Origin of the sequence: Micromonospora globosa, assembly GCF_000717585.1 — a bacterium.
Classification (GTDB): Bacteria; Actinomycetota; Actinomycetes; order Mycobacteriales; family Micromonosporaceae; genus Micromonospora; species Micromonospora aurantiaca.
Genome location: NZ_JNZR01000010.1, coordinates 17,927 through 32,616, shown reverse-complemented (window position 1 = coordinate 32,616; position 14,690 = coordinate 17,927). Strand labels below are relative to the sequence as shown.

At 73.0% G+C, this 14,690-nt stretch carries 11 protein-coding genes; 3 read left to right on the top strand and 8 right to left on the bottom strand.

Going from position 1 to position 14,690, the window contains the following annotated elements:
- Nucleotides 1-3: 3 nt before the first annotated feature.
- Nucleotides 4-1,065, bottom strand: a complete 1,062-nt coding sequence (locus tag IF06_RS0111995) for an FAD-dependent monooxygenase (protein ID WP_030271007.1) — start codon at nt 1,063-1,065, stop codon at nt 4-6.
- Nucleotides 1,066-1,119: 54 nt separating this feature from the next.
- Between IF06_RS0111995 and IF06_RS0111990 the strand changes: the two genes are divergently transcribed.
- The gene (locus IF06_RS0111990) at nt 1,120-1,677 is read left to right on the top strand and encodes a TetR/AcrR family transcriptional regulator (RefSeq protein ID WP_030271005.1); all 558 of its coding nucleotides are present in this window, start codon (nt 1,120-1,122) and stop codon (nt 1,675-1,677) included.
- Between the two features lie 58 nt (nt 1,678-1,735).
- Here IF06_RS0111990 and IF06_RS0111985 read toward each other — a convergent pair whose 3' ends face one another.
- The 4 genes from IF06_RS0111985 to IF06_RS0111970 form a co-directional block, all read right to left on the bottom strand.
- Nucleotides 1,736-2,377 carry a transcriptional regulator gene (locus IF06_RS0111985; RefSeq protein ID WP_232236670.1) on the bottom strand — a complete coding sequence of 214 codons (642 nt, stop codon included), beginning with the start codon at nt 2,375-2,377 and terminating at the stop codon, nt 1,736-1,738.
- Between the two features lie 90 nt (nt 2,378-2,467).
- Nucleotides 2,468-3,544: an alcohol dehydrogenase catalytic domain-containing protein gene (locus IF06_RS0111980; RefSeq protein WP_225319659.1), complete on the bottom strand. Its 1,077-nt coding sequence runs from the start codon at nt 3,542-3,544 to the stop codon at nt 2,468-2,470.
- A complete protein-coding gene (locus tag IF06_RS0111975) occupies nt 3,541-4,983 on the bottom strand; it encodes an aldehyde dehydrogenase family protein (RefSeq protein WP_013474866.1) in 1,443 nt (480 codons plus the stop codon). Before IF06_RS0111975 ends, IF06_RS0111980 begins: the two co-directional genes overlap by 4 nt.
- A gap of 45 nt (nt 4,984-5,028) precedes the next feature.
- A complete protein-coding gene (locus IF06_RS0111970) occupies nt 5,029-5,682 on the bottom strand; it encodes a TetR/AcrR family transcriptional regulator (RefSeq protein ID WP_030271001.1) in 654 nt (217 codons plus the stop codon).
- Between the two features lie 87 nt (nt 5,683-5,769).
- On the opposite strand from IF06_RS0111970, the gene IF06_RS0111965 reads away from it, so the two are divergent.
- Nucleotides 5,770-6,942 carry an acyl-CoA dehydrogenase family protein gene (locus IF06_RS0111965; RefSeq protein WP_030270999.1) on the top strand — a complete coding sequence of 391 codons (1,173 nt, stop codon included), beginning with the start codon at nt 5,770-5,772 and terminating at the stop codon, nt 6,940-6,942.
- 4 nt (nt 6,943-6,946) lie between these two features.
- Here the strand turns inward: IF06_RS0111965 and IF06_RS0111960 are convergent, their stop codons facing one another.
- Together IF06_RS0111960 and IF06_RS0111955 are read right to left on the bottom strand one after the other, a co-directional pair.
- Entirely contained in the window at nt 6,947-7,984 is a 1,038-nt protein-coding gene (locus IF06_RS0111960; protein WP_030270997.1) for an aminotransferase class V-fold PLP-dependent enzyme, read from the bottom strand.
- Nucleotides 7,985-8,281: 297 nt separating this feature from the next.
- On the bottom strand, nt 8,282-9,166 hold the full coding sequence (locus IF06_RS0111955; RefSeq protein WP_030270992.1) for a hypothetical protein: 885 nt from the start codon (nt 9,164-9,166) through the stop codon (nt 8,282-8,284).
- 890 nt (nt 9,167-10,056) lie between these two features.
- On the opposite strand from IF06_RS0111955, the gene IF06_RS34950 reads away from it, so the two are divergent.
- On the top strand, nt 10,057-11,007 hold the full coding sequence (locus IF06_RS34950) for an N-acetylmuramoyl-L-alanine amidase (RefSeq protein ID WP_420063439.1): 951 nt from the start codon (nt 10,057-10,059) through the stop codon (nt 11,005-11,007).
- Nucleotides 11,008-11,046: 39 nt separating this feature from the next.
- Here IF06_RS34950 and dnaE read toward each other — a convergent pair whose 3' ends face one another.
- Nucleotides 11,047-14,580: a DNA polymerase III subunit alpha gene (gene dnaE / locus IF06_RS0111945; RefSeq protein WP_013285448.1), complete on the bottom strand. Its 3,534-nt coding sequence runs from the start codon at nt 14,578-14,580 to the stop codon at nt 11,047-11,049.
- Between the last annotated feature and the right edge of the window lie 110 nt (nt 14,581-14,690).

The following is a 14,690-nucleotide window of genomic DNA, read 5'->3' as shown; positions in this document are numbered from 1 at the left end:
AGGTCACGCGGGCGGTCCGGCCGCCAGCGCCAGTCGCAGCAGCGCGTCCCGCACCGGCAGCAGCCGCCGCACACCGGACAGCCGCCCCGCCCACCGCGCGCCGGCCGCGATCCGCTGCGTGGGACGCCGGCGCCTCCTGTCGTACGCGCGCAGCGCGGCCGGCACGTCGCCGGCGTCGCGCAGGCAGTCGGCGAGCGCCACCGCGTCGATCAGCGCCTGGCAGGCGCCCTGCCCGAGGTCCGGGGTCATCGCGTGCGCGGCGTCGCCGAGCAGTGCCGTCCGGCCGGCCACGTACGACGGCAGCGGCGTGAGGTCGCGGATCTCGTGCCGCAGGATCCCGTCCGGCGTGAGCGCGTCGAGCACCCGCGGCACCGGCGGGTGCCAGTCACCGAAGAGGCGGCGCAGCTCGGCGCGGTCGTCGGGCGGTGCCGGGTGCCCCTCGGGCAGCCGCACCGCGGCGTACCAGTTGGTGCGGCCCGGCCCGGCCGGGGTCAGCCCGAACTTGCGCCCCCGCCCCCAGGTCTCGCCGCCCTCGGCCAGATCCAGGTCGACCACGCCGCGCCAGGCCACCGCGCCCGCGTACCGCAGCGGATACCGCTGCCCGTACATCTGCGCGCGCACCACGCTGTTGATCCCGTCCGCGCCCACCACCAGGTCGTACGCGTCGCGCAGTGACCCCGGGCCGGTCACCGGGGCGCCGAGGCGCAGCGCCGGTCCGGGCAGCGCGCCGGCCAGGACGGCGAGCAGCACCGGCCGGGTGACCAGGTGCACCGGCTCGCCGTGCCGGCGCTCCAGCCGCTCGACGTCGACGGTGGCGATCCGGCTGCCGTCCGGGCGCCGGATCGACCCGCCGGCCTGACGGCTGCCCCGGCGGCGCACCTCGTCGCCGACGCCGAGGGCGTCCAGGGCGCGCATCGCGCCGGGCCAGATGCCCAGCCCGGTGCCGGTGTGCGGCAACGCGGCCGACCGCTCCCGGACCGTCACCTCCCAGCCCACCGCCCGCAGGCCGATGCCCGCCGCGAGCCCGCCGATCCCGCCCCCGACCACGACCGCGCGTCCGCCCATGCCGTCACCGTACTACAGATGTAGTCGAGTGCACTACGCCTGTAGTCTGTCCGGGTGACCGATCGCCGGCAGCTCCTGCTCGACGCCGCCATCCGGGTGCTCGGCACCGGCGGGCCGCGCCAGCTCACCCACCGGGCCGTGGACGCGGAGGCGGGCCTGCCCGAAGGCTCGGCGTCCAACCGGTTCCGCACCCGGGAGGCGCTGGTCACCGGCGTCTTCGACCGGCTGGTCGAGGTGGAGACGGCGGCCTGGCAACGGCTCGCCACGGACCTGCCGCCGGGCGACGTCACCGCGTTCGCCGCAGTGGTCGGTCGGCTGATCCGGGAGTTCACCGACCGGCAGCGCGTGGTCACGCTCGCCCGGTACGCGCTGTTCGTCGAGGCGGCGGTGCGGCCCGATCTGCGCCCGGCCATCGAGGCCGCCCGGACACGGCTGGCCGGCTGGGGGGAGCCGCTGCTCGCCACGCTCGGCTCGGCCGATCCGCCGGCTCACTTCCGGATGCTGCTGGCACTCGTCGACGGGCTGCTGAGCAACCAGCTCGCCTCCCCTGATGACGGCTTCGACCCGGAGTCGGCCGTCGCCACGCTGGTGCGCGGATTCCGCACCGGCTGATCCTGGTCGCGCCGGTCTGCTCGCGCCTGGCGTCAGTCCGCCGTGTCAGGAGCCGGTGTCAGGTGGCGCCTCCGGCGGCCAGGCAGGCCAGCGTCGCCTCGCCGAGCGTGGTGAGGCGCTGCGGAGCGGCCGAGGAGGGCGGGAACGGCTCGATCCACCCCGGACCGGCAGCGAGCACGCGTACCCCGGGCAGGTCCCGCCGCAGACGGACCAGGCGGTACGCGCGGCCGGTCAGCGGCGTCTGCGACCAGACCACCACCACCCGCGGACGGACCCGGACCACGGCACTGGTCAGCGCGGACCACGGCAGCGCCGGGCCGAGGTGCAGCGCGCCCCGGCCGCGTTCGCGCAGCGCCGCGGCGAGCGCGTGCAGCCCGAGACAGTGCGTCTCGTGCTCGGCGCCTGCGAGCAGCACGCCCTGGGCGGGAAGCGGCCGGGACGGCTCACGGCCGAACACGTCCAGGCCGACGCGTACCCCCTCGGAGAGGGCGTGCTCGACGGCGATCTCGGCGGCGCTGTCGCCGCGCAGCGTGCCGAGCAGCGGCAGGCAGACCTGTTCCCAGGCGGGCACCACCCCGGCCTCGGCGGCCAGGTCGAGCACCAGCCCGGCGACCCGGTTGTCGTCCAGGTCCTCGGCGGCGGCGGTCAGCCGTTTGCGGGCCGTCTCGACGGCCCCGGCCGGCATGTTCTCGGTCAGCAACGGACGTACCCCCGGGTAGCTCTCCTACCCTGGGGTTCGTCCGCACGGCCCGATCCGGATGCGCCGGCGGCGAATCCGGCCGGAGCCCGGTCAGTCCGGGAACGTGACGACCCAGCGGGCGCCCTCGCCGCGGGCCAGCCGCTCCAGCGCCGCGGGCGCCTCGGTCAGCGGCACCGTGCCGCTCACCAGCGGCCCCAGGTCCAGGTCACCGGCGGCGAGCGCGGCAGCCAGCTCCGGGACCTCCCGGTCCGGGTCGGTCGAGCCGTACACCGAGGAGCGCAGCGTGCGCGCGGAGTGGAAGATGTCCAGCGCGGAGAGGCTGAGCATGTCGTCCTTGCCGCCCATGCCGACCACGGTGACCGCTCCCCCGCGCCGCGTCGCCCGCCAGGCGGCGCGGATGGTGACGGACCGGCCGACGCACTCGAACGCGTGGTCCACGCCGCGCCCGTCGGTGCGGGCCCGGATCTCCTTGCCCAGCCGGTCGTCGGAGCGCAGGAAGTCGGTCGCCCCGGCGGCGAGCGCGAGGTCCCGCTTGGCCTCCACCACGTCCACGGCGAGGATCGGCGCCGCGCCGGCCCGCCGCGCGGCGGTCAGCACGGCCAGGCCCACTCCGCCGAGCCCGATCACCGCCACCGACTCGCCGGGGGCGACCCGTGCGGTGTTGCGGACCGCGCCGACGCCGGTGAGCACCGCGCAGCCGAGCACCGCGGCCTGCTCCGGCGGCAGTCCGGCAGGCACCGGTACGGCGGCGTGCTGCGGCACCACCACCTCCTCGGCGAGCGCGCCGAGCCCGAGCGTGACCTGAAGGGGCTCACCGGCGGCCGTCTCGCCGCGAGGTGTCGACGGGTTGGGGTTGGCGGCGCAGAGCCACGGTTCGCCGTGCCGGCAGTGCCAGCAGTCGCGGCAGGCCGGCGCCCAGTTGAGCACCACGGGCGTGCCGGCCGCGAGCGTCGTACCGGGTCCGGCCTCGGCCACCACGCCCGTCGCCTCGTGCCCCAGCACCAGCGGGTACGCGGGCGCCAGCGTGCCGTCCACCATGGCCAGATCGGAGTGGCAGATGCCGGCGGCGCGGATGCGTACCCGCAGCTCGCCCGGGCCGGGCGCGGGCAGGCGTACCTCCTCGACCGCCGGTGTGGCGCCCCGGCCGCGTACCACGAGCGCCCTCACCGCTGGATCGCCTTCAGCTCGGTGAACTCCTCCACGCCGTACGCGCCCAGCTCCCGGCCGAGGCCGGACTGCTTGTAGCCGCCGAACGGGGCGAGCGGGTTGAACGCGCCGCCGTTGACGTCCACCTGGCCGGTACGCATCCGCCGGGCCACTGCCAGCGCCGCGTCGGAGTCGGCGGACCAGACCGCGCCCGCCAGCCCGTACCGGGAGTTGTTGGCGACGGCGACCGCCTCGTCGGTGTCGGCGAACGGGATCACCGCGAGCACCGGGCCGAACACCTCCTCCTGGGCGAGCGCGCTGTCCGGGTGCACGTCGGCGAAGACGGTGGGCGCGACGAAGTGCCCCTGCGGCGGCAGTGGCGCGTCCGGGCCACCGGCGACGAGCCGGGCGCCGTCGGCGAGCGCCCGGTCGACGTGGTCGCGTACCCGCCGGGCCTGCGCGGCGGAGGCGAGCGGGCCGAGCCGGGTGGCCGGGTCGAAGGGGTCGCCGAGCCGGTAGCCGGCAACCGCCGCCGCGACCAGGTCCAGCGCCTCGGCGTAGCGGTCGCGGTGTACGAGCATCCGGGTCCAGGCGGTGCAGGTCTGCCCGGAGTTGAGCAGCGCGTTGCCGACGCCGACCTTGACCGCGGTGGGCAGGTCGGCGTCGGCCAGGATGACGTTCGCCGACTTGCCACCGAGTTCCAGCGACACCCGGGCGATCCGCTCGGCGGCCAGGTGGGCGATGCGCCGGCCGGTGGCGGTGGAGCCGGTGAACGAGACCAGGTCGACGTCGGGGTGCGCGGCGAGCGCCTCGCCGACCACCGGGCCGGTGCCGGGCACCAGGTTCACCACGCCGGGCGGCAGCCCGGCGTCGGTGATCGCGTCGAACAGCAGGTACGCGGTCAGCGGCGTCAGCTCGCTGGGCTTGAGCACCACTGTGCAGCCGGCGGCGAGCGCGGGCGCGACCTTGGCGACCACCTGGTGCAGCGGGTAGTTCCACGGGGTGATCGCGCCGACCACGCCGACCGGCTCCCGGACGACGAGCGAGTTGCCGACCGTGTGCTCGGCCGCCGGGCGGGCGGCCAGGTCGACGATGCTCCGCAGCACCGTCAGCGGCAGGCCGGCCTGGACCCGGGTGGCGAGCTTGAGCGGGGTGCCCAGCTCGGTCGCCACGGTGCGGGCGATCTCGTCGGCGCGGGCGGCGAGCGCGCTGTGCAGCCGGTCCAGGTGCGCGGCCCGCTGCTCGGGGGCGGTGGCGGCCCAGCCGGGGAACGCGGCACGGGCGGCGGCGACCGCGCGGTCCACGTCGGCCGGTGTGCCGGCGGGCACCTCACCGACGATGCTCCCGGTGGCCGGGTTCTCCACCGGGATGGTGTCGCCCGACGACGGGTCGACCCAGTCACCGGCGACGTGCAGGTGGCGGCGCGTCAGCAGGGCGGGAGGGGCGGCGGCGAGATCCATGGCGTCCTTCGGGGGCGGCGGAAACTAGCGGTGGGAGTTTCGACGCTACTCCGGACCGCCGACCCGTTCCAGCGGGGCGACGGTGGCGGCGTACTCGGCGGCGAGCCCGTGCAGCAGCGCGTCCAGGCCGAGCGTGAACGCGCCCTCGTCCACGCTGCGCTGGTGGCCGGCGAGCCGGTGCGCCTGGTTGAGGTGCGGGTGCGCGGCGTAGAGCGAGGGGTCCTCGACGAAGCCGCGGGCGAACGAGCCGAGCGCGGACCCGGCCACGAAGTAGCGCATCGCGGCGCCGATGTGGGTGGCCCGCGCGGGCGGCCAGCCGGCCCGGACCAGCGCGCCGTACACCGCGTCGGCCATGGCGAGCGCAGCCGGACGACGGCCCGGCCCCTGCGCCAGGTACGGCACGATGTTCGGGTGCGCCGCCAGCGCGGCCCGGTACGAGCGCGCCCAGCGGCGAAGCGCGTCGAGCCACTCGCACTCGTCGAAGACGCCGATGTCGACTGTCCCCGCGACGCCGTCGGCCACCGCGTCGAGGATCTCCTCCTTGGTGGCGAAGTGGTTGTAGAGCGAGGGGCCGCGGACACCGAGCGCGGCGGCGAGCCGCCGGGTCGAGAGCGCGTCCAGCCCGTCGGCGTCGATCAGCGCCAGCGCGGTCTCGACGATCCGGTCGCGGGTGAGCAGGGCCTGTCGGGGTCGGGGCACCTGGTCATCATCCTCCCTTCGACATCGGGTCTGGACGCGGTAAAACTTCCAGCGCTAGTTTAGAGCCAGTCGACCTGAGGGGGCACCGTGGACTTCGCACTGTCCGACGAGGAACGCGCGATCCGGGACACCGTTCGCACGTTCGTCACCCGCGAGGTGATGCCGCTGGAGGCGGAGGTGCTGCGCCGCGAGCGCGCCCACCAGCCCGGCCTGGACCGCTCCGAGCTGCGCGAACTCCAGCTCAAGGCGAAGAAGTTCGGCTTCTGGGGGCTGGCCACGCCGGAGGAGTACGGCGGGATGGACCTGCCGGCGGTCATGCAGTCGCTGATCTGGACCGAACTGGGCCGCAGCTTCGTGCCGTTCCGCTTCGGCGGCGAGGCCGACAACATCCTGTTCCACGCCACCGAGGAGCAGAAACGCGAGTTCCTGATCCCCACCATCGAGGGCGAACGGATCTCCTGCTTCGCCATCACCGAGCCCGGCGCGGGCTCCGACGCGGCGAACATCAAGCTGCGCGCCCGCCGCGACGGCGACGACTGGGTCCTCGACGGCGAGAAGACGTTCATCACCAACGGCAACGACGCCGACTTCGCCATCGTGGTCGCGGTGACCGACCCGGAGAAGGGCGCCCGCCGCGGCGGCGCCACCGCGTTCCTGGTGGACCGCGCGATGGGCTGGCGCTCCGAGTTCATCCAGACCATGGGCGAGGGCGGCCCCGCCTCACTGATCTTCGACGGCGTACGGGTGCCGCACCGCAACATCCTCGGCGAGATCGGGCAGGGCTTCACGCTCGGCATGGAGTGGATCGGCAAGGGCCGCTACACCATCCCGTCGCACGCCATCGGCATCGCCGAGCGCGCCCTTCAGATGGCCATCGACCACGCCAACACGCGGGAGACGTTCGGCGCGCCGATCGCCACCAACCAGGCCATCCAGTGGATGATCGCCGACTCGGAGACCGAGCTGGAGGCGGCCCGCTGGCTGATCCTGCGCTCGGCCTGGACCGTCGACCAGGGCCTCGACCCCCGGCACGCCTCCTCCATGGGCAAGCTCTACGGCGCCGGCATGGTCAACCGGGTGGTGGACCGGGTGCTCCAGATCCACGGCGGCATGGGCTACACCCGTGAGCTGCCGATCGAACGCTGGTACCGGCAGGTCCGGCTGTACCGGATCTTCGAGGGCACCGACGAGATGCAGCGGCTGATCATCTCCCGCGACCTGCTGCGCGGCTACACGAAGATCGGCGGCCACCTGGCCTGAGCAGTCAGCCGGTCAGCGCCTCGACCGCCCGATCCACGTCCGCCTCGGTCGTGTAGAGGTGGAACGAGGCGCGCACCCGGCCCGCCCGTACCGCCGCGCGCACCCCGGCGCGGGCCAGCCGCTCCTGCGCGTCCGGCACGTCCACGCTGACGATCGCGCTGTCGCCGGGCGGCCGGCCCAGCCCGGTCAGGAACCGGTTGGCCAGCCCCACGTCGTACGCGCGCACCGCCTCCGGGTCGAGGTCGGCGAGCAGTTCCAGCGCCGGGGCGGTGCCCGCGTAGCTGAGCCACGGCGGCGCGATGTCGAACCGGCGCGCGTCGTCGGCCAGGCGCAGTGGCAGCCCGTAGTAGGAGGCGTGCGGCTCGCGGCCCGCGTACCACCCGGCCGCGTCCGGGCGCATCCGCTCGCGCAGCGCCGGGGCCAGGTAGGCGAAGGCCGATCCACGCGGCGACATCAACCACTTGTACGCCCCGACCACCACCGCGTCCGCCCGGTCCGCCGCGAACGGCAGCCACCCGCACGCCTGCGTCGCGTCGGCCACCACGAACGCGCCGTGCGCCCGGGCCGCCGCGACGATCTCGTCGTACGGGAGCACTGTGCCGTCGGCGGACTGCACCACGCTGAACGCCACCAGATCGGTGTCGGCGTCGATCGCGTCGACCAGGCCGGCCAGCGGCACGGTGCGTACCCGCACGCCGCGGTCCTGCTGCACCAGCCACGGGAACAGGATCGAGGTGAACTCGGTCTCGGGGACCACCACCGTTGCGCCCGCCGGCAGCCCGGCCGCGATCGGCGCGACGAGTTGTGACGCGCTGGCGCCGATGCTCACGTCGGCGACGTCCACACCGGTCAGCCGGGCGAACGCGGCCCGGGACCGGTCCACCGACTCCTCCCACACCTCGAACGACACCCGCCCGGTCCGCCAGTCGGCGAGCACCCGCTGCACGGCGTCCCACACCGGCTCCGGCGGCAGTCCGTAGGTGGCCGTGTTCAACCAGCCCGGCTCCGGCTGCCACAACTTCTGCGCCTGCTCCAGCTCCATGCCACCGACGCTAACCACCCCCGCCCCCACCCCGGCACCGCCAATCCCACCCCCGTGGCCCCACCCCGCCCGAGCCCGCCCCACCCCGCCCGCGATCTTGCACTTTCGGCCCCGGCAAATCGTGGCAAACCAGCGATCCGCAGGGCCGAAACTGCAAGATCGCGCGGCACGAGCAGGGGCGCGGGGGCGGGCGGGGACGCGACGCACCAGCACCCCCGCCCGGACGATCATGAAGTTGGCGGTGCCGGCTGTCCGAATTGTCGCCGCCAACCTCATGATCGTCGCGGAGGGTGGGGGTCAGGTCGGTGGAGGGAGGTCGGCCAGTGCGGCGGCGATCTCTGCGCGGACGCGGGGCAGGGGCCACCCGGCCAGGTCCCGCAGGGAGTGGTGGCGGCGCAGGTGTCGTACCGCGGTCAGGCCGACCAGGTAGCCGCAACGCTTCGGCAGACCGCCGGCCAGCGGCGAGTCCCGCATCAGGAAGTACGGGGCGTGGTGCTCCGCGTCCGTGGCGTCGAGGTCGGCGCGTACCCGGCGCAGGATCTCCGGCCACCGGCGGCGGCACTCGTCGAGCCACCGCCGGTGACCGGGGCGGCCGAACCAGAGGTACTCCTCGTCCGGCCGGCCGGCGTCCAGTTCCGCCGTGACCTGTGTGGCGAGCCCTTCGGTGAACAACGCGTTCGCCACCCCGCACTCGGGCCAGTCGCGGATCGCGGCGCCGCGGTCGTGCACCACGTGCGCGGCCTCGTGCCGCACCAGCAGGTCGAGATCCTCCGGCGGCCCGAGCTGTTCCACTGCGAGGAAGAGCGCGTACCTGCCGTTCAGCTCTCCGGCCCAGCCGTTGGCCTGGTTCAGCCCGACCAGCACCACGCACTCGACCGGCCCGCCGTCGCCGGACCAGCCCAGCGCACCGGCCACCGCCGTGACGCCGTCGGGCAGCAGCGCGCGTACCCTCTCGGCTCGTGCCGCCAGGTCGGCGGCGCGGCCGCGGAGCCCGTCCAGGACGGATGCCACGCCGGCGGCGTCGGACCAGTCGCCGTCGCGGCGCAGCACCCGGACCGCGTCCGGATGCGCGGCCAGGTAGTGCGCGCTCCACGGCTCCGGCGACGCGGACCGGCGCCCCTCGGCGCAGGCGAGGAAGTCGGGCACCAGGTCACGAACGCGCAGCAGGTCGGCGGGCGGCATCCGCCCGATCCTGCCCGGCCGTGGCCCGCCGGGCAACACCGCGACGGTACGGGGGCAGCTCACGCCGACCAGGCCGAGGGGTGATCCCCGAGCACGGTGGACACCGCCTCCGGAACGGGCCGGGGCGCGGCGGCGGGCGGCGCGACTGCCGGAGATGCCGCACACCTGAAGGAAGTCTTCATCAAAGGGCCCGTTGATGCAAGGTATCGACATAGACGAACGTCACGCTATAGGGTGCGGCGAACCGGCGACGTGAGCCAGTCGCCCCCTGTAGTGGACGAGGAGTGCCTGTGACGATTCGGAGACCCTCGCGTCGGGTGAGCCACCTGCTCGGCGGCGCCATGATCCTCATGATCGGCCTGACCGGCCAGCCGGCCCAGGCCGCGCCACAGCACGGCGCGCAGCCGCTCGCCGCCGCCTTCGACCGGGCCGCCACCGCCTCCGACGTGCCGCGCGACCTGCTCGCCGCGCTCGGGTACGCCGAGACCCGCCTGGACGGCCACGGCGGCGAGCCCAGCGTCTCCGGCGGATACGGCGTGATGCACCTGACCAGCAACCCGAAGGTGCGGACCCTCGACGAGGCCGCGCGCCGGACCCGGCTGGACCGCGCCGAACTGCGTACCCGGGACGCGGCGAACGTGGCCGGCGCGGCGGCGGTGCTGCGCTCCTACGCCGACGAGGCCGGGCTCACCGCGGCGCAGCGCGACGACGTCAACCAGTGGTACGGCCCGATCGCCCGCTACGGGGGCTCGACGGACGCGGCCACCGCCCGGCTGTACGCCGACTCCGTGTACGACCTGCTCGCCAGGGGCTTCATCGCGACCACCGCCGGCGGCGAGGTCAGCGTGGACGGCCGTCCGGTCGCACCCCAGCGGGGCCGGTACGCCGCCGTGGCGCCCTTGGGCACCGGCGACTTCGGCACCCTGAGCACCGACTACGGCCCGGCGGCCTGGGTGCCGGCCAACTCGTCCAACTACACGGTCTCCAGCCGCGAGTCGGCGTACCCGATCAACTACATCGTCATCCACACCATGCAGGGCAGCTACGCCGGCTCGATCAGCTGGTTCCAGAACGCCGCCGCCGGCACCAGTGCGCACTACCTGCTCCGCTCCTCCGACGGCGCGGTGACCCAGATGGTGCGGGACAAGGACATCGCCTGGCACGCCGGCAACTGGACCTACAACACCCAGTCGATCGGCATCGAGCACGAGGGGTACGTCGAGAACGCCTCCTGGTACACAGACGCGATGTACCGGTCGTCGGCGGCGCTGACCCGGTTCCTGTGCGACAAGTACGGCATCCCGAAGACCCGCAACAACATCATCGGGCACAACCAGGTGCCGGGCGCCACGCACACCGACCCCGGTCCGAACTGGAACTGGACCTACTACATGCAGCTCGTCACCGGCGGCACCACGCCGCCGCCGACCACTTGGTCGACGGTCGTGGACAACACCACCGCCGGCCGGTTCACCGCGAGCGCCAACTGGAGCACCTCGACGTACTCGGCGCAGCGCTACGGCGCCGACTACCGGTACGCCAACCCCGTCGCGGCCAGCGACGCCGCCTGGTACAAGGTGAACATCCCGGCGACCGCCACCTACCGGGTGGAGGTCTGGTATCCGGCCGTCGCCGGCTACAACACCAGCACGCCGTACATCGTCGCGACCACCAGCGGCAACCAGACGGTCTCGGTGAACCAGACAGCCAACGGCGGTACGTGGCGTTCGCTGGGCACCTTCACCCTGGCCGCCGGGGACGCCAACAAGGTGGGTGTCAGCCGATGGTCCGGCAGCACCGGGTACGTGATCGCCGACGCCATCCGCGTCACCCGCGTCTAGCGGCACGTCCCGGCGCCGCGCCGGAGGCGCTCGGCCCGGTCAGCTCACGTTGGCCGGGCCGAGCACGCTCTTCAGGTCACCCATCAGCGCTGTGGTCGGCGCGACCCGGAACGGGCCGAGACGCAGCGTGGTGACCTTGCCGCCGTTGAGCAGCTTGACGTGCACCTCGGTGTCGCCGGGGTGCAGCACCAGCGTCTCCTTGAGCCGTTCCACGAGCGGCGGCGTGCAGCGGTGCACCGGGATGGTGAGCGTGATCGGCTTGCTCCCCGGGGTGCTGCTGACGTCCGGCATGGACATGTCCATCGCCATGATGCGCGGGGTGTCGTCGCGCCGGTCCACCCGGCCCTTCACCACCACGATCGCGTCCTCGGCGATGTACTGCCCGATCACCTCGTACGTATTCGGGAAGAACAGCGTCTCCACGCCGCCGGCGAGGTCTTCGAGGGTGGCCGACGCCCAGGCCCGGCCCTGCTTGGTGACCCGGCGCTGCACGCCGGAGAGGATGCCGGCCAGCGTGACCACCGCGCCGTCGGGCACCGTGCCCTCCTCCGACAGCGCGGCGATCGTGGTATCCGCGGCGGCACCGAGCACGTGCTCCAGACCGAAGAGCGGGTGGTCGGAGACGTACAGACCGAGCATCTCGCGCTCGAACGCGAGCTTGTCGCGCTTGTCCCACTCCCCCTCGCCGATGACCGGCATGACAGTGGTGCTGCCACCGGTGTCCGCCTCGCCGAATCCGGCGCCGAACAGGTCGTACTGGCCGACCGCCTCCTTGCGCTTGACGTCGGCGTACGCGTCGATGGCGTCGGCGTGCACGGCCAGCAGGCCCTTGCGCGGATGCTGGAGCGAGTCGAACGCCCCGGCCTTGATCAGCGATTCGATGGTCTTCTTGTTGCAGACGACGGCGTCGACCTTGGACAGGAAGTCGTAGAAGTCGGTGTAGTCGCCCTTCTCCTCGCGGCACCGCATGATCGAGGCGACCACGTTCGCACCGACGTTGCGTACCGCGCCGAGACCGAAGCGGATCTCCTTGCCGACCGGGGTGAACGGCCCGGCCGAGGTGTTCACGTCCGGCGGGAGCACCTGGATGCGCATCCGGCGGCACTCGGACAGGTACAGGGCCATCTTGTCCTTGTCGTCACCGACGGAGGTGAGCAGCGCGGCCATGTACTCGGCCGGGTAGTGCGCCTTGAGGTACGCGGTCCAGTAGGAGACCAGGCCGTACGCGGCGGAGTGGGCCTTGTTGAACGCGTAACCGGCGAACGGGACCAGCACGTCCCACACGGCCTGGATGGCCTCGTCGGAGTAGCCGCGCTCGCGGCAGCCGTCCCGGAACGGGATGAACTCCTTGTCGAGGATCTCCTTCTTCTTCTTGCCCATCGCCCGGCGCAGCAGGTCGGCCTGGCCGAGCGTGTAGCCGGCGAGGATCTGCGCGGCGCGCTGCACCTGCTCCTGGTAGACGATCAGGCCGTACGTGGGCGCGAGGATCTCGCGCAGCGGCTCCTCCAGCTCCGGGTGGATCGGGGTGATCTCCTGGAGCCCGTTCTTGCGCAGCGCGTAGTTGGTGTGCGAGTCCACGCCCATCGGGCCGGGCCGGTAGAGCGCCAGGACGGCGGAGATGTCCTCGAAGTTGTCCGGCTTCATCAGCCGCAGCAGCGAGCGCATCGGCCCGCCGTCGAGCTGGAACACGCCGAGCGTGTCACCGCGGGCCAGCAGCTCGTACGCCTGCCTGTCGTCAAGCGGCAGGCCGAGCAGGTCCAGCTCCCGGCCGTGGTTGAGCTGGATGTTCTTCACCGCGTCGTCGATGATCGTCAGATTCCGCAGGCCGAGGAAGTCCATCTTCAGCAGCCCGAGCGACTCGCAGGTCGGGTAGTCGAACTGCGTGATGATGACGCCGTCGGAGTCGCGCCGCATCAGCGGGATGTGCTCGATGATCGGTTCGGCGGACATGATGACGCCGGCGGCGTGCACACCGGTCTGCCGGATCAGGCCCTCGATGCCCTTGGCGGTCTCGATGACCTTCTTGACGTCCGGGTCGGACTCGTAGAGGCCCCGGATCTCGCCCGCCTCGGCGTAGCGCGGGTGCTTCGGGTCGAAGATGCCGGACAGCGGGATGTCCTTGCCCATCACCGCCGGGGGCATGGCCTTGGTGATCCGGTCGCCGACCGCGTACGGGAAGCCGAGCACGCGGGCCGAGTCCTTGATCGCGGCCTTCGCCTTGATCGTGCCGAACGTGGCGATCTGCGCGACCTTGTCCTCGCCCCACTTGTCGGTCACGTACTTGATGACCTCACCGCGCCGGCGCTCGTCGAAGTCGATGTCGACATCGGGCATGGAGACGCGTTCGGGGTTGAGGAACCGCTCGAAGATCAGGCCGTGCGGGATCGGGTCGAGGTCGGTGATGCCCAGCGCGTACGCCACGAGCGAGCCGGCCGCCGAGCCGCGCCCCGGGCCGACCGCGATGCCCTGGCTCTTGGCCCACTGGATGAAGTCGGCGACCACGAGGAAGTACGACGGGAAGCCCATCTGGATGATGACGCCCAGCTCGTACTCGGCCTGGACGACGTGGCCCTCGGGGATGCCGCCGGGGAAGCGGCGCGCCAGGCCGGCGAAGGTCTCCTTGCGGAACCAGGATTCCTCGGTCTCGCCCTCGGGGATCGGGAACCGCGGCATCAGGTTGTGGAACGTGAACATGCCGGCCGGGTCGACCTTCTCGGCGACCAGCAGCGTGTTGCGGCAGCCCTGCTGCCACAGCTCGGAGGAGTCGACGGCGCGCATCTGGTCGGCGGACTTGACGAAGTAGCCGCCGCCCTCGAACCGGAACCGGTTCGGGTCGGCCACGTTGCTGCCGGTCTGGACGCAGAGCAGCACGTCGTGCGCCTCGGCCTGCGCCTCGTGCGTGTAGTGCGAGTCGTTGGTGACCACCGGCGGGATGTCGAGCTTGCGGGCGATCTCGGTGAGCCCGTCGCGGACCCGGCGCTCGATGTCGAGGCCGTGGTCCATGATCTCCAGGAAGTAGTTGTCCTTGCCGAAGATGTCCTGGTACGCGGCCGCGACCTTGAGCGCCTCGTCGAACTGGCCCAGCCGCAGCCGGGTCTGCACCGCGCCGGACGGGCAGCCGGTGGTGGCCATGATGCCCTCGGCGTGCTCGGCGATCAGCTCCATGTCCATCCGGGGCCACTTCACGTAGTGGCCCTCCATGGAGGCGCGGGAGTTGAGCTTGAACAGGTTGTGCAGGCCGTCGCGGTTGGCCGCCCACATGGTCATGTGGGTGATCGCGCCGTTACCGGAGACGTCGTCGCTCTTCTGCTCGGGGCGCCCCCACTTGACCCGGGCCTTGTGGAAGCGCGACTCCGGCGCGACGTACGCCTCGACGCCGAGGATGGGCTTGACCCCGGCGTCCATGGCCTGCTTGTAGAAGTCGTTCGCGCCGTGCATGTTGCCGTGGTCGGTGATCGCCACCGCCGGCATGCCGAGCCGCGCCGCCTCGGCGAAGAGGTCCTTGAGCCGGGCCGCCCCGTCGAGCATCGAGTACTCGGTGTGTACGTGCAGATGCGCGAACGAATCGCCCATGCGTGGCGCCCCCCGGGTTGTGGATCAAGCTGCGTCGGAGTCGACCGACCCACCCTACCGAGGTGATCGTGCGGGCTCCACCGTCCGCGCCGAGGGTGGCCCGGGTCTCT